This is a genomic window from Streptococcus catagoni (genome assembly GCF_011421425.1).
GTDB classification, from domain to species: domain Bacteria; phylum Bacillota; class Bacilli; order Lactobacillales; family Streptococcaceae; genus Streptococcus; species Streptococcus catagoni.
In genome coordinates this window covers 113,565-136,355 of the sequence record NZ_WPCW01000004.1, presented here as the reverse complement: position 1 = coordinate 136,355, position 22,791 = coordinate 113,565, and the positions used below count along the sequence as shown (strand labels likewise).

The following is a 22,791-nucleotide window of genomic DNA, read 5'->3' as shown; positions in this document are numbered from 1 at the left end:
TGTTTAAAGGCTTTTACATGTCTAAAGGGTAATTATCCCGTCATTTGTCTCCGAGATAGTTTAAATAAATTCTTTGTTCTTAAACTGATAAAAAAAGATATATTCGTATGAATCAAAGTTGAATCCAGTATCTTTGCACAATCATTCCATTCTCTTCCACTTCATTCTCTAAAACACCACCAACATTAATGATTGATTTAGCAGAACCAATATTACCTTTATCACAACTCATTAAGACTCTATCGATACCCATTTTCTTACACTCAATTAAGGCAAGCTTAAGCATAGCTGTAGCATAACCTTTTCTTCGTTCACTAGGTCGAATACCATCTCCAATATGACCTCCTGTCCTTAGTAGTCCTTCATTTAGATAGTGTCGAATATTTACAGCCCCTACAAAAATATTACGATCTGTATCCAGACAAAACAGTGTTGTATCCGGAACTCTACCGTCGTCTGTTTCTTCTTTAATTTCCAGATTTTCTAAATAGTAATCAAAATGATTAAAGTCATTTCTAAATATCATCCAGGGAGAAGAATCGGTATGATTAGTCTCAATATCTTCCTTCCATTCAGTAAGCATATCAACGAGTTGATCTTTATAATCATATGATAATTTCACGAGTTTAATATTCATTCAATATTCCTTTCTAAATTTCATACTTGAATTTAAATTTACTTATGTTTTCTTATTTTCTGTGTGTTTTTTAGAATTCTTTTACCATTGAGTATTCATTCAATAATTTTCCATTTCTTAATCGAATTGCATTTGGTTTCACACCTGTTATTCTAAAACCAAATTTTTCGTATAAAGCTCTGGATCTCGAATTACCTTCGACAAAGTCTAGTTCTATTTGTGTAATATCTTTATTATGACTGGCAAGCCTAATTGCTTCTGTCAGTAATTTTGAGCCTACTCCTTGACTCCAATATTCTTGTAAAATAGCAATTGAAAGACTTGCTCTGTGTTTTGTCTTTATTCTCTTATTCCATGAGATACGACAATCTCCAATCACCTCGTTATCTTTTAAACATAATAACATAGCTTCAGTTTCAGATTCATTTATTGTTTTAAATAGTTGTTTCGCTTTTTCAGGAGTATAAACATGGCATTCTTCAGGATATCTGTATATGAACTCAGTCTCACCAGCAGTTTTAAATAGATAAGAAATAAAGTTTTCAGAATCGCTTTCTTTAGGACTCCTTATTTCTACCTCTGAGCTGTTTTTTGTGTTGAAAAAAATTTTTGAAATCTCCAAAGCTATACCCCGTCCATATAAAATAATACTATACTATATTTTGTTATATTAAAAATATAAAAACCTCAAGAGATTAAACGAATATCAGTTTTATGGAATTAAACGTTAATTTTAATACATCTATTCTATAAAGTACTCTGAATCCCAAATATCATTATAAATTTATCCCATAAAAATTTTAATATTCTCTTATATTACCATAATTCTTTGATACTAGTATATTCTAAAGCAATTTTTTCTTCAAGTGTATGTCCGTAGACTTCAATAAGCATAGATATATCTTTATGACCAAGAATTTTCGCAATGATTCCTAAGTCGTATCCTCGATGCCATAGGAAGCTTCCATAGGTGTGCCTAGCACCTTTTGTCGTAATAACTGGTTCAATATTCATCTCTTGAACAATACATCTTAGAACTTTATTTGTACCGTTTGTACTTGGTACACTATTAGGATAACCAAAGTGTTGGAAAACCATATTGTTTGTATTTTGTAATCCAAGCTCTTTATTTGATCGATTTTGCTCAATCTGGAGATTTTTCAAAATTTCAAGACATTCATTATCAACTGGAACAATTCTGATTGAAGTTTTATTCTTTGGTGGAACAAACTTACTCGTTTCAGAATTAAATCTTCTATATGTTTTAAAGATTCCCTTATCAGAATCAATATCTTCCTAAGAAAAGGATTCCTTAGTTTGGAATCCTTCAGAGTGAAGACAAAGTTCTTGTCTTCACTCTGATGAAATCAATTTTCTTCCAATATATAAATCATTCCTAATCAATTTTTTATAAAACGCTTCAGCTGTATTAAATTTTTTGCTATGAACGGGGAAAGGATAGATAATATCTATTTTTTTATCAATATCAAAAATCCCAATTTTTCCTTTAGGCTTTAAAACCCTAAAAATTTCTGCAATAGCTAAATCTGGAGTTCTGAGGTGTTGAAAGAGGAATCGAGAGTAGCACAGATCAATACTATTACTTTCAAAGGTTAAGGAATAACAATCACTATGAACAAAGGTTAGATTTTTTTGATCGGAGTATTTCCTTATGTTTTCGGCAATAAACCTATTTTCTCTGTCTAGACCTATCACACGAGAATTTGGAAAAAATCTCGCTAATGCCAAAGATATTTCACCTATTCCACAGCCTAAGTCTAATATAAGAGATGGATTTTCCATTCTCAAGAAATTAAAACTATTGAGAATACCAACTTTATTTATTCTTACAGATTCTGATAATCTTTCACTTTCTTGAATAAATAACTTCTTATCAAAGTAAGTTGTATCATATGAATCATGGAACCATTTTTAAACTCCTATATCAACAATATAATTAAATAATTCTCTATTTTCATCATATAGATGATGAGTAATCATAATAACAGTCAAATCTTTTGATTTAAGAAGTTTTTGCTCAATATCAATAGCAGTTTCCTTATCTAAATTAGAAACACCTTCATCCATAATCACAATTGGTTTATTTCCAAGTAATTCTCTCGCAATAGAGACTCTTGCTTTTTGACCTCCAGATAAGTTATCTTCATATTTACGTTCCAAACGTCCTTTAATAAAATTATCTACATGTGAAGTTTTTAAAATATTGGCAAAAAAGGTCTTATCTACAGAACGTCCCAATGTTAAATTATCAAGCAAGGTGTCTTTAAAAATGTGCGGACGTTGTGGAATTAGGGCAAATATTTCTTGTAAACTTTTAAGTGAAATTTTTTTATAATTTTTATTATCTAAAAATATTTCACCTTCATAATTTATCAACTCTCCTGTTAATAATCGAATTAGCGTTGACTTCCCTGAGCCAGATCCTCCTACAATAGCAATCTTATCCCCCTTCTTAATAGTAATATTTGGATATTGGATAGTATTGTCATTATCAAAAATTACAGAAACATTTCGTAAAGTGAGTGTTTCTGTAAAATTTATCCTATCACTAGTGTATTTTTTTTCAGCTTTTTTAGGATATTTTTCTAACAATTTAATAGTTGCTTTAAAAGTAACAATATTATAGGCTGCGCCTCTAGTATAGTTAAATAGACAACTTGTCAGGTTAGCGATAGAAAATATTACCCCTGTGGTAATATCCCCTTTGACAACAAGATAACCGGTTGTAATAAAAATTATGACCTGAGCAATTATACTTGACATCATGGAAAGCGAATTTGCACTACTTGAAGTCTTTGATAAGCTTACTTTAGATTTTATCAACTGTGTAAAGTCTTGTAATATTCTTTTTTTGAAGTAGGAGGTCTGATTATTATGGAAAAAAACTTCAAATCCACTTAAATAATCGCTTGTTCTATTGAGTGCAGTGGTAGAGTCCGATGAAACTATTTCAGTTTGCTCAGCAATTCTCTTTTCAAAAATTTTAGGGACAAAATAAACCAAACCTGTCATTATAACACTCACCACCAATAATACCCAGTGAAAATAAATTATAGCAAAAGCATTAAATAGGACCGTTGTAATACTCTCAACAGTATTATAAAACTGCATAAACCCATTATCTTTTAACAAATTCATGTCATTTATTAACCATGAATTATATTCTCCTTTACTATGATTGTTGCTACCAGCATACGAATTAGTAATTAAAGAATCTAGTAAATCATTACGTATAAGATTGATTTCTTTTTGACATAGTTTTTCTTTTAAAGTATCTTTCCAAACTTGAAAAAGACTATAGCCTCCCCAACAGAGTATATCTACTATACTCCACAGAATAAAATTATCCCAACTACCTTTAATTAATGAATCTAACATCCATGTTAGAGATAGTGAGCTCATTACATTAGATATTACCCAAAAGGCAATGATAACAAGCAGCAAGGAATTATCTTTCTTAAATTTCCACAAATATTTAAACATAGATCTAACCTCACGCTTCAATTTACTCAGCAAAGAAATCAATTATTATTTCAAAAAGAGTATCAATTTTTTGACTATCATCAATTAAGAAGCATTTTTTCCCAGTTCTAACTTCAACTTCTTCCTGAAAAACTAATACTTGTTTCTCATCATAATCCGAAACATAATTTCCTAATACAGATAATCTTGTATCTTTGTTTATAGGATATAAGACAATAGCTATAACCTTAGTCTCCTGAAGTGTTTCTATATAATTTATAGTGCGTATTATATAGTCATAGGGATCATCATAATTAACTACCAAAACAACACCATCAGGATCCGTTCCTAATAGTAGTTCTGTATTTTGAATTGCATAATAACCCATATTCCCATTACTATAATGTATTGTCTGGGATTGAGAACTGGAAAGGCAACAGTTTTCTGTACACATTTTATAAAGTGTTTTTTTGTTCCATTATATTCATTCTATAAAACCTTCTGGATTATTTTTATGCCAATTCCAAGCACTAGTTATAATATCTTTCATATTGGTAAATGTAGGATTCCAACCTAAAACTTCTTTTATTTTATCACTTTTTGCAATTAGTACGGCTGAGTCTCCTTGCCTTCTTCTTTCAATTGAATAATTTACAGTACATCCAGTATACAACTCAATATTCTTGACTATCTCTAATACTGAAAATCCTTTGGAACTTCCTACGTTAAAAACATTATTACGCTTTTCTTTGTTAATGTATTCCATTGCTAAAATATGTGCTTTTGCTAAGTCAACAACATGAACATAATCCCTAATACAGGTTCCATCATGAGTGGGATAGTCATCACCATATACACTTAATTTTTCTCTTTTATTATTTGCAACTTGAATTGCTATCGGGATAAGATGAGTTTCACATGTATGATCTTCTCCTATATTAGAGTCAAAAGAAGCTCCAGCAACATTGAAATATCGAAGGGCAACATAGTTTATTCCATATGCATCTGAACACCATTTTATTATTTTTTCCATCATTAATTTACTCTCCCCATAAGGATTCTTGGGAATTAAATGAGATTCTTCTGAAACTAATGCTGTTTTGGGTTCTCCATAAACTGCTGCAGTTGAAGAAAAAACAAGATTTTTTACTTTAAAATCTCGCATAACTTCTAATAAAGAAATCATACCTCCAACATTATTATTAAAATAAAGAAGTGGTTCACTCATAGATTCCTCAACTAATAGATTGGCAGCAAAATGTATTACTGCTGTAACACAATTTTCTGAAAAAACTTTGGTGACTAATTCTTTATCTCTGACATCACCATAATAAAATTTTATTGATTTGGGTAATGATTTAACATGACCAGTCTGTAAATTATCAATAACTATTACTTCATAATTATTTTTGATTAATTCCTCAATAGTATGTGAACCAATATATCCTGCTCCACCAACAACTAAAATTGACATAAAAAACCTCCTAATCTTTGATAAGTTAAATGATACCACTAATATATTATAGCTACAAAATTTCAAAAAATACTATATTAAATAGTTGATTAACCTTTGGGAGTCTGTCAATAATCGTATATTTGATAAATAATATTATTCGTAAAGTAATCTTTAAATATAGATTCATATAGTTTTTTTAAGAATATATGATTACTTTCAAAAAGATCAAGTAGACATAACCACCAACCTACCATGATTAAACTTGGAAATCATTGAAATATCTCATAGTTTTTTGCATTCACTTAAAAAACTGCCTTTCTATGTTATCTATTTTAGAATATTATTTAATATTTAAATGTTTTTGATGTTTACAATTAATTATAACAGAAAACGGATACTGTCAATAATTTTGTGTAAACACTCCAGTAGAGTTGCTAACTATTAGTCAAATAAACTGTCAAGTGTATCAAAACATGCTCAAAAGTCTTTATGAATACGACATCCGAACTTGGCATTATAGTCATCAAAAGTGTTTACAAGGCATCGTTCTAAAGCATCTTCATTCGGAAAGACTATCCTCTTCTTGTTTTGTCGTTTAATTTCTTTATTAAGCGATTCAATCAAGTTTGTAGAATATATGCTGGACCAAATGTGATGTGGAAATTGGTAAAAAGTTAGGAGATTCCCTGTCCTTTCAAGTGCTGACATGACCTTTTAGTAACGAGGTTTCCATTCAGAGACAAATTGTTCTAATAATTTACTAGCTTCTTCTGAGCCAGTGGCACGATAAATCTGCTTGAACTGATTCAGAATAGGTGCCCTATCTACTCGCTTGACCTTACGGGAAATATTACGACCAATGTGAACCAGACAACGCTGTTGTTTTGCCATTGGATAGGCTTGTTGAATGATTTGGTCAAGACCGTTGAAACCGTCCGTAACAACTAGAGAAACTTGTTTAAGTCCTCGATTTTGTAGTTTCCTAAGAAGATCTGACCAAGAGACATTATTCTCATTAGGGGCAATCTCATAGCCAAGAACTGATTTGTAACCTTCTGGAGTGATTCCGAGCGCAATGTGAACACATTCTTTACTGACTGTTCCTCGTCGTAAAGATAAATAGGTTCCGTCTAGATATAAAACTGAGTAGTTCGTTTGAAGTGACCGTTCATGAAAGGCAGTGACATTCTCTTGAGTCACTTTAGTGATATTTGAAACAGTTGTCGGACTATAATGGTGTCCATACATGCCTTCAATAATATCGCTGATTTCACGCGTTGTTACCCCTGTCTGATAAAGTTTAATAATCATCTCTTCTAGCTGGTCATCACGTCTAGCATAAGATGGCAATAAAACCGGTGAAAACTCGTCATTTCGATCTCTTGGAATTATCAAATTTACTAAACCATACTTTGTTTCAAACTGACGAGAATAAGTCCCATTACGACTATTACCTGTGTTGTAACCTTCTTTTTCATAAGGTTCATAACCAAGAAAAGCTGATAGTTCAGCCTGTAAGAAGTCATTCATAGCTATTTCTAAAGAGGAGCGAAAAAATTCATCAATATCTTGTTTTTGTGCTAGGAAGCTAAGTAATTCTGTGATAAACTGAGTCATGGGAATAAATCTCTTTCTAGTAAGTTTCGCAACTCTACTATACAGGATTTATTCCTTTTTGTGTTTACACAAGATATTTTACACTACCGTGTTTTCAGATACGCTAGAAATAATATATAATTAATAAATCAGATTATTTATTGTTATTTATACAAAATTTCTGACTAATACTGCTCTAAGAGATAGTGAAATTACATTAATAATCTATCTAGTTATGTAGAGAAAGTTATTTTCCTTTTTGATATCAGTTTAGAAAAAATATTATTTTTGTTTACAACATAATTTCAACATATAACAAAAGAGAACTTCTAGAGTTCTCTCAAAATCAATAGCTTTTTATATCAAATAAAGTTAGCATATAAAATTAAAATTATAGTCTTCACATTTATATCCATTATGGGGTCAAATTTTGGATCATGGGAAAATTGTTAATGATAAAAGATTATTTTCAATTACTCAAAAAATGCAATAGTTGTACCCTCAGAAATTTTAGGCATTTCTGAGCCAACAACATGTAATGTACCTGGTAACGAACCTTCACTTGAACCATCAAATGAGATCGTAATATGTCCAAGATTTATCAAATTTTTTTCGACAACATTTCCAATTGAAGTAACTTTATAATTATTTTGATTAATTAGTAATGTACTTCCTTCTTGAATATGACCATCTAGATTTTTACTGTCAATGGTATAACAAAATTCTGCAAGATCAGCTGGTGCCCCTTGACCGAATAATATCAACATATTAGCATTTTCTATCATTCCATCGGCCTCTGCACCAACAGATGTCACTTTGGTTTCAAATATTTTTACCATTCAAACTCCCCCTTTTATTGATTCATATTTTTTTATTTATAAAGTCCAATACTTGCAATCCAAGCCACGATAACACGTGGAACACCATTTAAGAAACGAGAATATAAGACTGACGGTACCCCAACTTCAACAGTTTCTGAATTTGCCTCAGTCAAGCCAAGAGCAACAGGAATAAAGTCACAACCGTTTTGTGTGTTAATCGCAAATAGTGCTGGCAATGCCATTTGTGGCGGAATATTACCTTTACCAATTTCAACCCCGATTAGTGTTCCAATAATTTGAGAAATAACTGCTCCAGGACCCAATAATGGTGATAAGAAAGGTAGAGAACAAATAAATCCAATCAATACTAAACCCCAAATATTACCTGCTAAAGGAACCATTAATTTAGCCAACCAGTTCCCAATACCTGACCCTTGGATAATACCAATTAATAATGATACAAAGGCCATAAACGGAAGAATAGTATTCAGCATTGTTTGAATCGCATCACGGGCAGCCTGGTTGAAAGTCGCTACAACTTTACCCGCACCCATACCAATGCGTGCTACAAAACTTGATTCAGCACGTTGTTCTGTGATTTTTTTGCTTGTATCATAAGTTGCTTTATTTGTATCATTTTGAGCACGATTTTCAAGAGATGCAGACTCGTCTGTTGCTGTAATTTGGTTAACCCCAACGGCAGAAACATAAATTTCTTCTGTAATATACTGTGCCAATGGACCACTCTTACCAGTTGCTACAACATTAATTGTTGGAATTCCTTTTTTAGGATAAATTCCACAACGCAATGTACCACCACAGTCAACAATCGCTAGTGCAATTTCTTCATCTGGAATAGATGTTTTAAAACCATTTACAGCTTCCATACCTGTTAAAGCTACAATCTTATCTACAATTTCAGGCTTTTCACCACCACCTGTAATATAAATGAATTTATGTTTTTCTTCAGTTGGTGTAATAATAAGAGGTCCGCCGTAACCACCACTACCTTTGACTACTTTAATACTTTGATAAGTCATTTTTCTACTCCTTCTTTACTAATCTAATTCAACTGCTTTACTTAAAGTGATACCTTGTTGTTTTGAAACATAGGCTGTTGTAAAGTCTGTTACCCAACCACTTACAAAGTTCATAATTAAACCAACTAGTAAGTAACGAATAGCAAGTTCCATTTGACTTAATCCTAATGTTTTAATACCACTAGCAATACCTAGCCAAACAAACAATTCACCCGGATTGATATGCGGGAATACCCCATTTGAAGTATGGCAGAATTGCATTTGTGAAGCAATATAGCTTGGCTTATAATATTCAGGCATAAAACGTCCCATACTGATAGCCATCGGATTCCCAAGCATAAAAGCTGAGATAAATGGAAGGATCATATAACGACTAATAGGATTTTTAGCAGAAACTTCAGCTAACTTATTAACTCTTTCTTCTCCGAGAAGGGCAATAAGTGCATTCATTGCAACTAAAAGCATCAAGACGACTGGTACAATCCCTGTCATCCAACTAATAAAGGTTTCGCCACCTAATTGGAAAAGCTTCATAAAGCCTTCTGCGAATTTTGTAATGTAATCCATCATAAACTCCTTTGTTTGTTTATTTTTTAAATTGTAATTTTAATCGATTTTTCCATGTTTTCAAATGGAAATCCAAGTCAAAAGCTGAATTATACTTTGAAACATCTTCATATGTTCCAGCTTCTGTTCTTAAAAATAGTTCTCTTGCATCTTCAATTGCAATCTGTACTAACTTATTTTCTTTCCGAACTAAAGGATTATAACTGTCAAAATAATGAATATCTTGACCTACGAATTGTGGCATTTCCTTAAAACGAGCAGCTACTGTCACACCTTGCATACGCCTTGCATCTAAAACATGACCTGTTTTATCTAAAGCGAACATAACAATTGTCCCAGATTTTATTTTCCCAGACCGTCTACCAATTGCCACACGCCCTTTTTCGCGAAGTTGCGCATAAATAGTATTAAAATGCTTTAGTTGTTTCATTCCTAAAAAGATTTGAAAAATATAAGCAGATATCACAATAGTTGCTAGTACAATAATACTATCCATTAAAAAATCCCTCTTTCCTCCGTAAATTGATAAAAAGTTTTCTCTGACTCTAGTAGACGCAATTCACCTCTTAATAACTCATCACTAGCAATCCTAAAAATATTATCATAAAGTTCTAGCATTTCTGCTTCTAAACGAGTTTCAACTTTCTCAGGGATTGCTACCATAAAGATTATAGCAACTTGATTATCTCCTTCTTGAAATATTTGGTCTAAAACCCCGACTAGGAGGATTGGCTTATCAGAATGATAATTAATTGCATGAGGAAAAGCAATCTGATTACCAAACATTGTAGATTGTTTCACTTCCCTTTGGATAATTCGTTCAGAAAAACCAAGGTCGACTAAATTTGCCTTAACTAATATCTTAACCATATTTGACAAATAACTATAATATGAGTTTTCAGGTTCTAAACGAACAAAGCGAATGATACTATCTTGAATCTTTCTTTGATGAAAGAGATGAACTTTTTGCCATTCGTTTTGCAACCATTGATCATTGAATAAATTAGTAATTTGAACCAGTGGAGATTTTAGCTGGCCAAATTTTAGAGGTATGGTTGTAAAAATTGCAAAATAATTATCATCTTTTTCAGGATTAAACTGTTCTTCAGAAAATTGAGAAATTTCAATATCTGGACCAAGAACCTTTATTAACCTGCGGCAAATCATATTTGCCGTCCCACGTCCAGTAGTACAAACAACAGCAATACGCTTTGATCCATTTTCAACAATTTGTTCTTTATCTCGCATAATCAGTTCAAAGTATAATGCCAAATAACTACATTCGGATAACTCCAAATGTGTCGAAAAGGTTTCTTCCAATATCTTTCCAGCTGTTGTTGCCATTTCAAATGCTAATGGGTATTTATGTTTAATTTCTCCATGGAAAAGATCATTAGCTTGAATATGAAAAATTAATCGATTAATTAAAAATTTTAAATGTGTTTGAATTTCAACAAATAATTTTTTCTCATCAAAATTTATCAATAGGCTTTCTTTCACTTCTTTAATCATCTTTTGATAAAGTTGAAGAAAATCAGAATTTAATAAACCTTCTTGATAAGTCAAACCTTCTACATATTGGGTGTTTAAGGCGAAAGAAATAAAATCCCGTTCAAATTGACTCAAGGAAGTTTGATATTCTAATTCTAAGTGATAAACAAGTTCCTCCATAAAAGAATCTGAGTTAACCTCATTGCTATAAAATGGAATATAACCTGTTAAATGATTATTGTCATGAATACGCTCTATTGTTATTGCAATCGTTTTAGTCAGAATCTCTTGAATTTTTCGTGGTAAGCGGTAAACTTTATAAAGATTTTCTAAAAAAACAAGACTCTCTTTTTGTAAATAATCAGTATCAAAATAGACATAAACATGATGGATAAATAAGAGTCTAATTTCTAATTCTGACCCTAAAGCTTGAATTCCTCTATTAGGGATTCCTTTTATTTCAATGTGATAATGGTTTGCTAATTCTTTTGCTGTTTTTAAATTTTTATTTATGGTACTTCTACTTACACCTGTTTCTTCTGCAAGATCATCTATTACGATTGGTGTGGGAGATTTCAATAGGCGTTTTAGTAAATAAGCAACACGTTTACTTGCTGAATTGAAATCACTAGTCTTTCTAAGGCTACCGGCTAAAATTATTTCAAGTCTAGCATAGTCATAGACAGTCAACTCTAGTTGGTTATTTATTTGAATAATTTCAATATCACCATCTAAAAGATCATTTAATTGCTCAATACTTTTTGTTAAAGTTTGTGGGCTAATTTTCATACGTTGTCTCAAATCATCAAAAGCCATCTGGTTTTGAATCAATAAAGTTTCTAGTATGTCATACCAACGGTTAACTAATACCATGACTATCCTTTCTAGCTGGATGTCATCCTCTTGTTTTTCCACCTGCTACATTTGTTGTAATTCCAGTAATATAGCTTGAACGATCTGAAATATAATAAGCGGCAAGATCTGCAACTTCCCTTAATTTCCCACTACGTCCAAGTGGTGTTGTACTTGTAGATGAATATCCTGCACGAATCTCTTCAACAGTTTTTCCTCTAGTATATCCTAATGCCTCTTCATACACCAATGTTCTTAGCCCAGTAGCTTCCATAATCCCTGGTGCAATACCAACAACACGAACACCATATTTTCCTAATTCTTTTGACCATGATCGCGTATAAGAATACACTGCTGCTTTTGTTGCTGCATAAGCACTTTGCCCTTCAGATCCTTCCAGTCCAGCTTCAGAAGCCATATTAATAATCACTCCTGACCTTTGTTCAACAAGTAAACGTCCAACTGCTTGACTTACTAAAAATAGGCCTTTTTGGTTAATTGCTGTAATTTTGTCAAATGTCTCATCATCTAATTCATATTTCCCATGAGGATCATTTGGATCCACAAGTATTCTAGGGACATTAATACCAGCATTATTAATTAATGCGTCAATTTTACCAAAATGTTCAACTACCTTTGCCACTCCGTCTTCAACTTCTTTACGAGACGTAACGTCAACCTTGACAAACATTAAGTTTGGATGAGCTAAATCGTTGTCTACGACATCAAAATTAGCTACTTTGACATCTAGTTCTAGAAGTTCTTCAACAATTGCTCTACCTATACCAGATGAAGCACCTGTAACAATTGCTGTTTTACCAGCAATATTTAACCAATCAGTCATAAATTTCTCCTTTATTTTTTTATAAATCTAGTATAAAACGCTTTCACTATTGAATTAAGACAGTTTTTTTTAAAACTCAAAAAAAAAAAAGAGACTATTTTTGTTAAAATAAAAAAAGATTAATTGATTTTGATTCTGTCAATAATCTTGTGTAAACACACTAGCAAAGCTGTGATTGTTAATCAAGTCTCTTTACAGGTCAAAAAAAACAGTATCTATGGACTTCTTGGACCAAATGGAGCAGGAAAATCAACAACTTTAAAGATGATTATTGGCCTTTTAAAACCAACTTCTGGTCAAATATTTTTTGACCAAGAACTTTGGAACCGTAGCCACCTCAAAAATACTGGCTCATTAATTGAATCACCATCTATTTATCTAAATTGAACAGCATCAGAAAATTTAAAAGTTTACGCAACCTTACTAGAAATATCATCAGGTAGAATTTCAGAGGTTTTGGAGATTGTTGGCTTAGGTAAGGTAGGTAAAAAAACAGGAGATTTTTCTATGGGTATGAAGCAGAGACTTGGTCTCGCCATTGCCCTATTAGGTAATCCAAGTCTATTAATACTTGATGAACCAACTAATGACCTTGACCCGTTGGGGATTCAAGAACTTAAAAATTTAATCAAATCTTTTCCAAGACGAGGAATTACAGTAATTATTTCAAGCCATAACTTGGCGGAAGTAGAACATATTGTAGATACTGTTGGAATAATTTGCAATGGTCAATTACTGTATCAGAGACCAAAAAAAGAAGAGCAGGACTTAGAACAACTATTTATGTCTGTAGTTGGAGGAAAAATCGAATGAATTATTTACAATCAGAACTATTAAAGTATATAGGTATTTCCATAGTTGGTGCTCTCAATGCTGCCTTAATTGGTGGAACTAGTTACGGAAAGCATTTATGGCAATATAACTTTTGGGCTCTACCCGTTAGGCTAGCAAAATCTGTTTACCCTTATCTCCTCTTCACCAAAGAAAAGGTACTACCTCCAACTGAAATTTCTTCTCATTTAGTACATCATACTATATTTGTAGGGATAATCGCAGCAATTCTATTCTCCATAATATTGTTAACTGCTAATTATCTTTGGTTTAAAAACTGGGAAGGACGAACTTCGGATTAAATGTATTAACACCTTTTCTCCAATTATTTCTTTTATATCAATCAATTTAATAATCTCTTTGAAGGGACATTTTACTATACAAAAAAAGCCTTTTTACAGGCTTTAGAGTCAAGCTAACAATCTCAATTCCTTAGCTATTTTTAAATAGTTTCATACTAAATGACCAACCGTCCTTCTAAATATAAGCTAGCTTTACCCGTAATCTTAACCATTGTTCCTTCCAATTCAACAATCATTATGCCTTGTCTTTCAGATAATTGCTTTGATATTAACTGTGTTTTTCCTAGCTTTTTTGCCCATAATGGTGCGAGGCGTGTTTGTGCTGACCCTGTCACTGGATCTTCATTAATCCCATAATTAGGTGCAAAATAGCGAAGCACATAATCACTATCGCTTTCATCACTTTTTGCAGTAACTGTCACACCGTGGGGAGCTAATTGTCTCATTTTATCTAAATCAAGCGGAAGATTTTCTAGTAATTTATAGTTTTCCATCACTAAGATAAGATGCTCTTGGTCATCGGTTCTATAGGCTTCTATAATTTTCACTTCAAACACCTCATTCATCATTGAGGTAATTGGTACTTGATTAATTGTGACCATTGGAAAATATAAGGTCATTTCATCCTTATTGATGATTACTTCTAAAAAGCCTGATTTGGAAGAAAAAGTGATATGTTCTAGACTATTTTCAAGGAAATATGAGACTACATAAGCACTTGCAAGAGTCGCGTGACCACAAAGATCTACTTCTTTTTGAGGAGTAAACCATCTAATATGATAATAGTCATTTTCTTTTAAAATAAATGCTGTCTCAGAGAGATTATTTTCTTTAGCAATTTTCTGCATCAATTCTTCTTCAATTGGTTTATCTAAAACAACAACCCCTGCAGGATTTCCTGAAAATGATTTATCGGTAAAGGCATTAACAATATAATACGGTAACATTTCTAATTCCTATCTTTTTAAGTAAAACAATTGATATATCATAGCAACTAGGAATGCCAAAGCAACCATTGCAAGAATTTGAAAAAATCTTATTTCTTGCCAATTTAACATGGGAGAGTCTTCCATTCCTGTTTTCTTTCTTTGGTATTTGAAATAAGCAATTCCTAATTCACCTACGATTATTGTTATCAATGAAAATACATACAAAGAAATCTTATTCCCATAGCCATCAGGCAAGCCGCTACTATTAAAATGAACTATGATGGTATTTGGAGCAATGATAAATAATGTTATGGTAATAGCTAAAATTAACAGCTCTACAGATCTAATAAACAACTTTAACTTTTTCATATGAGTACTTTCTGTTACTTTATCCTTTACATTTCTTAAGAAGATTACTTACTTAGATGGTTACCATATAACCCTATGATACTTTGCTGTTATTATATCAAAAGAAATCAATTCCAATATCATTTTTCAAAAATAATCCTCAGTTTTTAGACTTCTTACTTAAAATAAATAAGCTAGGAATGACCATCCTAACTTATTTGTTTTTTAATCTTCTTAATTGTTTTCTAAATTTGAATATGGTTTTACCTAAATCATAAAAGTATTTATTCCCAACCAAATTAAATTCTCCAATGTATTCTTCAATATTTGGATTAAAAGATAGTTTAAAAGTTGACAGTCCTCCTTTAAGGTCTCCTTCAACTCCTCCCATATTTGCCCATTCAAGGCCTTTTTGATAGCATCTGTTAAATATTTCCATATCTAGTAAATATTGGGGATAATAATTTTTAAAACGGTCATCCATACTTGCATATAATAATTCTATTCCTTTAGCATAATGAATCCCTAAAACCCCAGCAACAATAACCTTGTCAGTGTCTGATTTTTCTATATTAGACAATTCTTCAAGCTGTCTAATAACCGAAAGCTCTTGTTGTTTTAAATCTTTTAAACGATTTTTTTGATCTACCGGCGTATCCTTTCTTGCTTTACTTAAATCAGACAAACGATCTTTCAAAACTGTTTTTTGTTTTTTAGTATCAATCTGAGCAAAATAAAATTCAGCATTGTCTCCAAAAACATCTTTTATTTTTTTAAAATAATCGAAATTTCTTAGTCTTATATTTTTTCTTTGCTCAGTATAGACCACAAGACCGGAAAATATCTTAACCTCATCCTCGTGACCATTAATAATTTCAACCCCTTTTTTACTTGCGTTATTTTTTAAACGTTTAGAATGTTTTTTGTAATCTGTAATTGTTTGGTCGCTAAGGTATTTATTAGCTTGAAAACGTGGTTGAACCATATCAGACAGATTCATTGTTAATCCTGACCAACGGTAACCCATTTTTTCCAATGCACTAATGGTCTGCATACAATATTTCGTTTGCTTGGAATCATTTCTATCAATTAGGAAACTCGGATCGCATTTTATCAATAAAAACTTTTCTTTTTTAGCATAATTCTTTAAAGCTTTAAAGACATTAACCACTAATTCTGCATCACTGTAATCAACTACTGGACCTCTAGGTATATAAGCTACTTTGATTTTTTTAAAAAACCTTTTGATTAATAAAGAAGCACATGCCACTAGTTCATGATCCGGTTCAGAATAGAACATCAGTTGTCGAGACTCCCAATCAGTCTTAACTTTTGCCCAACTAGTTGTCTGTAATAGATTACCATATTTATTTTCTTCAACAAATAAATCAAAATCAGCATTATCTAGTTTTTCATCTACCACATATATAGTCAATTTTTAATATTCCTTTTTCTCAAAATTCTTATTTATTATATCATAGGCAAGAAAAACCTGGTTATTATTAGTATTATAAGTAGACCAATAATGGCTAAATTTTCTCGTTTTTTTAATTTTATTTATCTTATAGTGTGATTTTGTGTCTAATGATTAAAATTTAAGAACTTATCAAGAAACCACGAAGGAAAAGTTAACCTGCTTTTTTGTTTTACACTTAGAGCCAGCTGTCCACCAAAACTTCATTGTAGACCCAATTTGTCAACAATTGTCTTTCCAATAGGAGGTATCCTATTATACATTAAAAAGGCGTTGTTTTGCTGCTTTGAAGAGGAATGGTTACATTTGTCTGCGAAAAATATTTCCTTTATGATATTATATAAATCAAAGCATTTAATAGTAAGATGGTAGAGTGGTTATGAAGATAATAAATTATGAAGAAAATTATAGGGATGATTTAATTTTTATGATTTTACAAGTAAAAGATGCTTTAGGTAAAGTCCCCAGTATTAATCCTGATTTACTCGATATTCCTAAAAATTATTTAAAAAAAGGTGACTGTTTTTGGATAGCCATAATGAATATAACAGAGTCATAGGTTCCATCGTTTCTTTGTCAAAGCTAATATTAAAAACCAAGGAGTTGGTAGTCAATTATTAAGTTTTACAGAAGATTACTTAAAGAAAATAGGTAAAACTCATATAAGAATTCATTTAGGAGAACCTAAAGAACAATGGTTCGGGTCATATCATTTTTATCCCAAGCATGGCTATGAGTTTTATGATCAGACACACTTAATTAAAACCATTATCTAGTCAAAAACAGATATTGTCTAACAAGAGATTTGTTCTCAAAAATAAAATGTTTATATTAGGCAAATTTTAGATACTCTTTACCACTATCTAAAAAGCTGCTTATTAAAGGAGTTTCATGGAAATTTTTGACAAATACATAAAAGTGATTAAAGGCTATGTTGAAAAGAAAGAAAAAATTGTTATCAGAATATATGGACATGGTGCTTCTGGTAAATCTACCTTTTGTAAAATATTAGTAGAACAATTAGATAACAATGATATCAATCTATTAGAGACTGATCCCTATATCATATCTAGTGAACATAGAAACTTAGCTATTCCGAAACAGTTCCCAAATCAAAAGATAACAGCTAATATGCCTCTTTCACATGAACTCAATTCTTTAAAAAGGGATATTTTAGCCTTAAAAAATGGATTGGATATCTTAACAATAGAGGAGCCTTGGAGTAAAAGTAAGATATTAAAAGCAGCAAAACCTATACTTATTGTCGAAGGAATGTCATCAGCTTTTTTATCAAAAGACCTCTTTGACCTTTCTATTTGTTTAAAAACTGATCCTGAAACTGAATTTAAGAGAAGAACTATTAGAGACACAAGAGAAAGAAATCAAGATATAGAATTTATAAAAAACACTCAAAAATCCCGAAGAGAGCAATACCAAAAATTCTACGAACGGTTTGAAAATGATGCTAATATTATGATTGAGACCTAATAAGCACCCGTCTAAGGGGGGGTGTACAAAAGCTATAAACCCATATCACCAGCCAGCGCCTAAAGACGCTGGCTTTCACTTTGTTCAAGCCTCATTGATTTTGACTTCTCATCCATTCAAGAATCTAGTGCTATATCGTGTTTCTCTTGTTCTTCTATGTACTTCTTTATAGTAGCTTCCTTAAGCCCAATGCTCTACGAAGTATATAATTACAAAAAAGCCCATGATTGAATTTATAGACTTTTAACCCTTTTATTGATAATATCTGTTTACAAGGAAGATGTATTCTTAGGAAAGAAAATTACAGGCCTGATGAGCCTGTAAAATCTGATAATGAAAATCTTAATGGCATCAAAAAGAGCTTGGAGACGTTTTAGGTAATAGCCTTATCCTTTCTGATCAGTATATTTCTTCCTAGAAGAAATTAGTGAAACACCTAAAAATAAATTAGAAAAGAGAATTGAAGAATGAAAATGACAATTTTTTGTGGCGCCAGTTCAGGAAACAATCTCTATTTTGTCAAAAACAGTGGAGCTTTCTGAGTGGAAGAGCACAAATAAGCATGACTTAGTTTATGGTGGGGGAAAAGTTGGTTTGATGGGAGTAATGGCAGACACCATTATTGAAGATGGTGGTCATACAATTGGGGTGCAGGTCACGACAAGGGATTCTTTTTGTCCTCTTATAACCTATAGTGACCAATCTAAGTTTGGTCCTTTGGGAACGATGCCATTAGGATTGATGGTTTTATGGCTACCGTAATAATGTTCTTTGATGTGTTCAAAATTAACCGTGTCAGCTATTTTAGGCATATTGTAGATGCCTTTGGTGTAAACCCACAAGTTCTTGTAGTCTGTTAACGGTTTAAGATTACATTTGAAGTGACCAAAATAGACTGAGTCAAAACGCACCAGCGTGGTGAATAATCGGATATCAGCTTCTGTGAAGGTATTGCCCACTAAGTAATCTTGCTTTTCTAATAAGGCTTCCACTTTATCCAAGGCTTTAAAGAGATTATCAACTTCTTTTTCGTAGACCTTTTGGGTGGTGGCAAAGCCCGTTTTGTAAACGCCATTGTTAATATTAGGATAAACAAAATCATTCATGGCATCAATGTCATCTGCTAGGGCGTCAGGATAATAATCATAGTCATTATCTTGGAAAACTTCAAAGGCTGAATTGAACATTCTGATAATTTCAGAAGATTCATTACTAACAATGGTCTGTGTCTTTTTATCCCATAAAACGGGCACAGTCACTCTTCCTGTGTAGTCTGGATCAGCTTTTAAATACAATTCGTAGAGGTAGTTTAAGTCAAACAAATGATCTTTAACACCACTGCTTGAGGGGTCAAAGGTCCAACCATGCTCCAACATTAAGGGATGGACGATTGATACAGAGATAATATCTTCTAATCCTTTGAGGGCACGCATCATTAAGGCCCTACTAGCCCATGGACAGGCTAAAGAGACATAGAGATGATAGCGGTTTGCTTCTGCCTTAAAACCGCCTCTCCCACTGGGTCCTTTTTCTCCATCCTTTGTGACCCAATTTCTAAATTGAGATGCAGACCTGATAAAATGTCCCTTGGTAGACTTGGTATCATACCATTTGTCCTGCCACTTGCCATCAACTAATAATCCCATAGTCCTTCTCCTTTACTTGTGGTTTGATAAATCTATTGTAGCACTGACACAGCTTTTTTACTACTATTTAGTAATAAGCAAACCCTAGAACATCAGCTACTTTTTCAGGCTTGCCATAAAGAAGTTTCCTTTGTTAGTCCTTGTTCTCAAGGCTATAATCATTGGCCAGCTTTGTGACTAAAATGACTAAGAATAGCAGGAAACAGATAATAAGATTGGGTAGCCAAAGACTAACACTTGTGCTCATTTCTAAACCTAATATGGCCACTCCTTTTAATACCATCAGCCAAATCACCAGATTAAAAAATTGAGAAATGAAAGCAACAAGAAGTGATTGATAAAAGGCTTCTGCTACTCTAATCCAAAATAAATGACCTTTTGAAACGCCTAAGCTTTTCAATTGTGCAACGTCTGCCTTTTCTTGGCTAGAAACAAGAAGGGTGATTGAAATAGCATTGGCTATAATAAGAAGTATCGGGGCACCTAGATAAACTAAGAAAGAAACCTTTGCTTCTGTCATCGCCCTGGCTTGATTTCCTACATAGGTATTTTGAATAAAAAGGAGAAAGCCCGAAACCAAACTGACCCCCATAATCATGGAAGCTTGCAAACTTTTAAGATAGATAGGTTTATCTAGGATCATCCATCTTGCTGTTACCGGAGCATAATGAGAGGTCGGCACCTTATTGAATAAACGGAGCAAACTGATCTGAACAGCTGGGGAGATCATTTGAATGATAAATAAATGTAATATTAAGAGTAAGAAAGTAACTGCTGTTCGTTGAAATTTGGCCATAAATGATAGATCGCTAGGAGTGGAAAATAGGCTATAAACACAAGCTAGCCATAAGAGACAAATCCCTGCTGCTAACACAGCCTTTATCAGATAGGAGGACTTGCCTCTTTTTTTAAGTGAACCTTCCAGCCCTTCTTCAGCCTTTAACAATTTCATAGAATAGTAATAAGAAGCTAGCATTGCAATCATTGGCACAAGAAGAAGGCACAAGCCTAAAATAGGTAAACTAGAGCTAATCTTCAAGGGAGGTAATTCATTGGTTCCAACAAAGTCACGTAAAAACTGATAATAGGGGTTAACTAAAAATACTGCCGAAACTGTTCCAATAAAACTAGATAGCAGAGCAATCAGTCCAAATTGTCCACTAATCAGTAAGGAAAGCTGTCTACGACTGGCTCCAAGGATGGTCCATAACTGATATTCTTTTTTAAAGATATGCAGCAGAAAATGAATCAGGTTAGAAATGAGTAAAAAGAGGGTTGCACCACCAAAAAATATCAGCATTTGAAAGAGCTGAGAAACATTTTCCACTGACTTTGGTACACTATGAATGCCAATCAAAGAAGTACTCACAATTAAACTGGCAACAAAAAATACAGGAATAAGCCCTAACCACTGTTTTTTGCTATAGTGAAATTGATAATAGACGAGTTTAAACATTCGGTATCTCCTATCAGTGGCTAGTAGCAGTTCCTAGAGCCTTATAGAGTGTATCAGAGGAAGGCGCTTTCAATTCTTGATCAATAGAACCATCCTTTAAAATCAAGGCTCTATCAGTACGTGAAGCCAGTTCAATATCATGGGTAACCATGAGGACACATTTCCCTTCTTTAGCTAAGTCGCTCAGTATATCAAAAACAACTTGCCTTGAAAGACTATCCAATGCCCCCGTGGGTTCATCCGCAAAAATAATCTTACTATTGGCTAGAATCGCTCTTGCAATAGCTACCTTCTGCTGTTCACCACCAGATAGGGTCGCAACAGGAGCATTCCTATCGGCTTGAAAATTTAAACGACGGAGAATTTCTTCGATTTTAGACTGATCAATCTTCTTAGAGGCTAAGCGCAAGGGGAGAACAATATTTTCAATGACTGGTAAGGCAGGCACCAAGTTATAAGACTGAAAAATAAAGGAGATGTCTTCACGTCGTAGCTTGGCTAACTTGCCATCACTTAAGTGGTAAGGATCTAAATGATTAATGTCAACATGACCACTGCTTGGTTCTAATAGACTAGACAGACACTTCAAAAGGGTTGATTTTCCTGAACCACTAATTCCTAGAATAGAGATAAATTCCCCGTAATTGGCTTCCAGACAAACATCTTTTAAAACGGAAATGGTTTTTTCTTGTTCTAATTGAAATGTTTTAAAAATATGGGATCCCTTCACTGCAAGCTTTGCCATATTCTATCTCCTTCATAAGATATTATTGTCATCATACAAGGACATTATAGCACATTCTATGCCTGCAAAAAGAAGGATTTCACAGGATACTAAGAAAACCTAGAGTAGATATTTTTGTCATGTATTAGGAACTCTATTGAGGTTCAGCTAAGCATTTAAAATCAAAATTGCTATTAGGATCTGGTCATAAGTTACAAGGAGGACTTCATCCAGGTTTCCTCATCTGGCAGTAAACCTTTTTTTCTGATTTTGGAGACATGCTTATTGCCTAAAACATAGAAACACAAGGGTTCATCCTTCCAAAGATCACTACAGGTGACCCCAATTCTAGCACGACAACCGATATCCCTTGGCTGAGCTCCTGCTCTTAGGGTCAACTGGCTCTTATCAATAGACTGTCCATCAAAGATTCTAGTGATTTCTGCGAGACGCGTCAATTTCCCTGGACCATTGGCATTTGGAATTTGGCTGTCTGTCTCTAGGGCACGAATTAAAACAGCTTCTGCAACATCCTTGTCTCGGGTCACTAGATTTAACATGTTATGGCCATGAATTTGATAGACATACCAATGCCCTGCTTGCAAATACATGGACTCATTTTTTTTAGTCCTTCTGCCCTGTGCACTATGACAAGCACTATCCAAGGCCCCCAGGTAGGCTTCTGTCTCTACTATTCTCCCGATTCTTGAATCACCCATATAGAGTTCCATGCCTAACAAGGCTTTTGCCGTAGCCTCTGTATCACTTAAAAGCAGCTCTTTAAACGCCTCTTTCATCTATTTCCT

21 protein-coding genes and 6 pseudogenes are annotated in these 22,791 nt (G+C 32.9%); 5 read left to right on the top strand and 22 right to left on the bottom strand.

From position 1 onward, the window contains the following. Positions 1-112 precede the first annotated feature (112 nt). The 14 genes and pseudogenes from HBN42_RS08150 to HBN42_RS08085 all read right to left on the bottom strand — a co-directional run bounded on the left by HBN42_RS08150 (position 113) and on the right by HBN42_RS08085 (position 12,787). A complete protein-coding gene (locus HBN42_RS08150) occupies positions 113-637 on the bottom strand; it encodes a GNAT family N-acetyltransferase (protein WP_165994556.1) in 525 nt (174 codons plus the stop codon). 70 nt (positions 638-707) lie between these two features. Then, on the bottom strand, positions 708-1,259 hold the full coding sequence (locus HBN42_RS08145; protein WP_165994555.1) for a GNAT family N-acetyltransferase: 552 nt from the start codon (positions 1,257-1,259) through the stop codon (positions 708-710). A gap of 194 nt (positions 1,260-1,453) precedes the next feature. Continuing rightward, positions 1,454-1,933, bottom strand: a pseudogene (locus HBN42_RS08140) (tyrosine-type recombinase/integrase); the annotation flags it as partial. A gap of 57 nt (positions 1,934-1,990) precedes the next feature. Continuing rightward, a complete protein-coding gene (locus HBN42_RS08135; RefSeq protein ID WP_165994554.1) occupies positions 1,991-2,440 on the bottom strand; it encodes a methyltransferase domain-containing protein in 450 nt (149 codons plus the stop codon). Between the two features lie 129 nt (positions 2,441-2,569). After that, entirely contained in the window at positions 2,570-4,141 is a 1,572-nt protein-coding gene (locus HBN42_RS08130) for an ATP-binding cassette domain-containing protein (RefSeq protein WP_165994553.1), read from the bottom strand. A gap of 22 nt (positions 4,142-4,163) precedes the next feature. After that, the gene (locus HBN42_RS08125) at positions 4,164-4,508 is read right to left on the bottom strand and encodes a hypothetical protein (protein ID WP_165994552.1); all 345 of its coding nucleotides are present in this window, start codon (positions 4,506-4,508) and stop codon (positions 4,164-4,166) included. Between the two features lie 96 nt (positions 4,509-4,604). Continuing rightward, on the bottom strand, positions 4,605-5,594 hold the full coding sequence (galE, locus tag HBN42_RS08120; protein ID WP_165994551.1) for a UDP-glucose 4-epimerase GalE: 990 nt from the start codon (positions 5,592-5,594) through the stop codon (positions 4,605-4,607). 459 nt (positions 5,595-6,053) lie between these two features. Further along, positions 6,054-7,193 (bottom strand): annotated as a pseudogene (locus HBN42_RS08115) (IS256 family transposase). Between the two features lie 452 nt (positions 7,194-7,645). Then, positions 7,646-8,011 carry a PTS glucitol/sorbitol transporter subunit IIA gene (locus HBN42_RS08110; protein WP_165994550.1) on the bottom strand — a complete coding sequence of 122 codons (366 nt, stop codon included), beginning with the start codon at positions 8,009-8,011 and terminating at the stop codon, positions 7,646-7,648. 32 nt (positions 8,012-8,043) lie between these two features. Further along, on the bottom strand, positions 8,044-9,033 hold the full coding sequence (gene srlE / locus HBN42_RS08105) for a PTS glucitol/sorbitol transporter subunit IIB (RefSeq protein ID WP_165994549.1): 990 nt from the start codon (positions 9,031-9,033) through the stop codon (positions 8,044-8,046). An 18-nt stretch (positions 9,034-9,051) separates the two neighbouring features. Further along, positions 9,052-9,600 carry a PTS glucitol/sorbitol transporter subunit IIC gene (srlA, locus tag HBN42_RS08100; RefSeq protein ID WP_165994548.1) on the bottom strand — a complete coding sequence of 183 codons (549 nt, stop codon included), beginning with the start codon at positions 9,598-9,600 and terminating at the stop codon, positions 9,052-9,054. Positions 9,601-9,619: 19 nt separating this feature from the next. Then, the gene (locus HBN42_RS08095) at positions 9,620-10,096 is read right to left on the bottom strand and encodes a transcriptional regulator GutM (protein ID WP_165994547.1); all 477 of its coding nucleotides are present in this window, start codon (positions 10,094-10,096) and stop codon (positions 9,620-9,622) included. After that, positions 10,096-11,964: a BglG family transcription antiterminator gene (locus HBN42_RS08090; RefSeq protein ID WP_165994546.1), complete on the bottom strand. Its 1,869-nt coding sequence runs from the start codon at positions 11,962-11,964 to the stop codon at positions 10,096-10,098. The genes HBN42_RS08095 and HBN42_RS08090 overlap by 1 nt, the downstream gene beginning before the upstream one ends. A 22-nt stretch (positions 11,965-11,986) precedes the next feature. Then, positions 11,987-12,787 (bottom strand): SDR family oxidoreductase, encoded by an 801-nt coding sequence (locus tag HBN42_RS08085; RefSeq protein ID WP_165994545.1) that lies wholly within the window; start codon positions 12,785-12,787, stop codon positions 11,987-11,989. A gap of 123 nt (positions 12,788-12,910) precedes the next feature. Here HBN42_RS08085 and HBN42_RS08080 point away from each other — a divergent pair. Next, positions 12,911-13,600 (top strand): annotated as a pseudogene (locus tag HBN42_RS08080) (lantibiotic protection ABC transporter ATP-binding subunit). Next, positions 13,597-13,920: an ABC-2 transporter permease gene (locus HBN42_RS08075; RefSeq protein ID WP_165994544.1), complete on the top strand. Its 324-nt coding sequence runs from the start codon at positions 13,597-13,599 to the stop codon at positions 13,918-13,920. Before HBN42_RS08080 ends, HBN42_RS08075 begins: the two are co-directional and overlap by 4 nt. A 155-nt stretch (positions 13,921-14,075) precedes the next feature. Here the strand turns inward: HBN42_RS08075 and HBN42_RS08070 are convergent, their stop codons facing one another. From HBN42_RS08070 to HBN42_RS08060, 3 genes are all read right to left on the bottom strand, one after another. Further along, positions 14,076-14,867: a PhzF family phenazine biosynthesis protein gene (locus tag HBN42_RS08070; RefSeq protein WP_165994543.1), complete on the bottom strand. Its 792-nt coding sequence runs from the start codon at positions 14,865-14,867 to the stop codon at positions 14,076-14,078. A gap of 9 nt (positions 14,868-14,876) precedes the next feature. Next, positions 14,877-15,218 carry a DUF1648 domain-containing protein gene (locus HBN42_RS08065; RefSeq protein WP_165994542.1) on the bottom strand — a complete coding sequence of 114 codons (342 nt, stop codon included), beginning with the start codon at positions 15,216-15,218 and terminating at the stop codon, positions 14,877-14,879. Positions 15,219-15,411: 193 nt separating this feature from the next. Further along, positions 15,412-16,632: a peptidoglycan bridge formation glycyltransferase FemA/FemB family protein gene (locus HBN42_RS08060; RefSeq protein WP_165994541.1), complete on the bottom strand. Its 1,221-nt coding sequence runs from the start codon at positions 16,630-16,632 to the stop codon at positions 15,412-15,414. 418 nt (positions 16,633-17,050) lie between these two features. Here HBN42_RS08060 and HBN42_RS10255 point away from each other — a divergent pair. Both HBN42_RS10255 and HBN42_RS08050 read left to right on the top strand, forming a co-directional pair. Further along, positions 17,051-17,447: pseudogene (locus tag HBN42_RS10255) on the top strand (GNAT family N-acetyltransferase). A 115-nt stretch (positions 17,448-17,562) separates the two neighbouring features. Beyond that, complete coding sequence (locus tag HBN42_RS08050; RefSeq protein WP_165994540.1) at positions 17,563-18,159, top strand: uridine kinase family protein; 597 nt, start codon at positions 17,563-17,565, stop codon at positions 18,157-18,159. 116 nt (positions 18,160-18,275) lie between these two features. Here the strand turns inward: HBN42_RS08050 and HBN42_RS08045 are convergent. After that, positions 18,276-18,353: pseudogene (locus HBN42_RS08045) on the bottom strand (IS200/IS605 family transposase); the annotation flags it as partial. A 273-nt stretch (positions 18,354-18,626) separates the two neighbouring features. Between HBN42_RS08045 and HBN42_RS08040 the strand changes: the two are divergent. Continuing rightward, positions 18,627-18,810 (top strand): annotated as a pseudogene (locus HBN42_RS08040) (TIGR00730 family Rossman fold protein); the annotation flags it as partial. Positions 18,811-18,848: 38 nt separating this feature from the next. On the opposite strand, the gene HBN42_RS08035 reads toward HBN42_RS08040, so the two are convergent. The 4 genes from HBN42_RS08035 to HBN42_RS08020 form a co-directional block, all read right to left on the bottom strand. Continuing rightward, entirely contained in the window at positions 18,849-19,805 is a 957-nt protein-coding gene (locus HBN42_RS08035) for a glutathione S-transferase family protein (RefSeq protein WP_165994539.1), read from the bottom strand. 133 nt (positions 19,806-19,938) lie between these two features. Further along, positions 19,939-21,261, bottom strand: a complete 1,323-nt coding sequence (locus HBN42_RS08030; protein WP_165994538.1) for an FtsX-like permease family protein — start codon at positions 21,259-21,261, stop codon at positions 19,939-19,941. 13 nt (positions 21,262-21,274) lie between these two features. Then, positions 21,275-22,006, bottom strand: a complete 732-nt coding sequence (locus HBN42_RS08025) for an ABC transporter ATP-binding protein (protein ID WP_165994537.1) — start codon at positions 22,004-22,006, stop codon at positions 21,275-21,277. A gap of 191 nt (positions 22,007-22,197) precedes the next feature. Next, a complete protein-coding gene (locus tag HBN42_RS08020) occupies positions 22,198-22,782 on the bottom strand; it encodes a DNA-3-methyladenine glycosylase (RefSeq protein WP_165994536.1) in 585 nt (194 codons plus the stop codon). Between the last annotated feature and the right edge of the window lie 9 nt (positions 22,783-22,791).

Bases quoted from the DNA above. Each gene is read 5' to 3' on its own strand.
- HBN42_RS08065 (WP_165994542.1), bottom strand. From the start codon at position 15,218: ATGAAAAAGTTAAAGTTGTTTATTAGATCTGTAGAGCTGTTAATTTTA.
- HBN42_RS08020 (WP_165994536.1), bottom strand. From the start codon at position 22,782: ATGAAAGAGGCGTTTAAAGAGCTGCTTTTAAGTGATACAGAGGCTACG.
- HBN42_RS08050 (WP_165994540.1), top strand. From the start codon at position 17,563: ATGGAAATTTTTGACAAATACATAAAAGTGATTAAAGGCTATGTTGAA.
- HBN42_RS08090 (WP_165994546.1), bottom strand. From the start codon at position 11,964: ATGGTATTAGTTAACCGTTGGTATGACATACTAGAAACTTTATTGATT.
- HBN42_RS08110 (WP_165994550.1), bottom strand. From the start codon at position 8,011: ATGGTAAAAATATTTGAAACCAAAGTGACATCTGTTGGTGCAGAGGCC.
- HBN42_RS08150 (WP_165994556.1), bottom strand. From the start codon at position 637: ATGAATATTAAACTCGTGAAATTATCATATGATTATAAAGATCAACTC.
- srlE (WP_165994549.1), bottom strand. From the start codon at position 9,033: ATGACTTATCAAAGTATTAAAGTAGTCAAAGGTAGTGGTGGTTACGGC.
- galE (WP_165994551.1), bottom strand. From the start codon at position 5,594: ATGTCAATTTTAGTTGTTGGTGGAGCAGGATATATTGGTTCACATACT.
- HBN42_RS08035 (WP_165994539.1), bottom strand. From the start codon at position 19,805: ATGGGATTATTAGTTGATGGCAAGTGGCAGGACAAATGGTATGATACC.
- HBN42_RS08135 (WP_165994554.1), bottom strand. From the start codon at position 2,440: ATGGAAAATCCATCTCTTATATTAGACTTAGGCTGTGGAATAGGTGAA.
- HBN42_RS08125 (WP_165994552.1), bottom strand. From the start codon at position 4,508: ATGGGTTATTATGCAATTCAAAATACAGAACTACTATTAGGAACGGAT.
- HBN42_RS08025 (WP_165994537.1), bottom strand. From the start codon at position 22,006: ATGGCAAAGCTTGCAGTGAAGGGATCCCATATTTTTAAAACATTTCAA.
- HBN42_RS08130 (WP_165994553.1), bottom strand. From the start codon at position 4,141: ATGTTTAAATATTTGTGGAAATTTAAGAAAGATAATTCCTTGCTGCTT.
- srlA (WP_165994548.1), bottom strand. From the start codon at position 9,600: ATGGATTACATTACAAAATTCGCAGAAGGCTTTATGAAGCTTTTCCAA.
- HBN42_RS08070 (WP_165994543.1), bottom strand. From the start codon at position 14,867: ATGTTACCGTATTATATTGTTAATGCCTTTACCGATAAATCATTTTCA.
- HBN42_RS08095 (WP_165994547.1), bottom strand. From the start codon at position 10,096: ATGGATAGTATTATTGTACTAGCAACTATTGTGATATCTGCTTATATT.
- HBN42_RS08075 (WP_165994544.1), top strand. From the start codon at position 13,597: ATGAATTATTTACAATCAGAACTATTAAAGTATATAGGTATTTCCATA.
- HBN42_RS08085 (WP_165994545.1), bottom strand. From the start codon at position 12,787: ATGACTGATTGGTTAAATATTGCTGGTAAAACAGCAATTGTTACAGGT.
- HBN42_RS08030 (WP_165994538.1), bottom strand. From the start codon at position 21,261: ATGTTTAAACTCGTCTATTATCAATTTCACTATAGCAAAAAACAGTGG.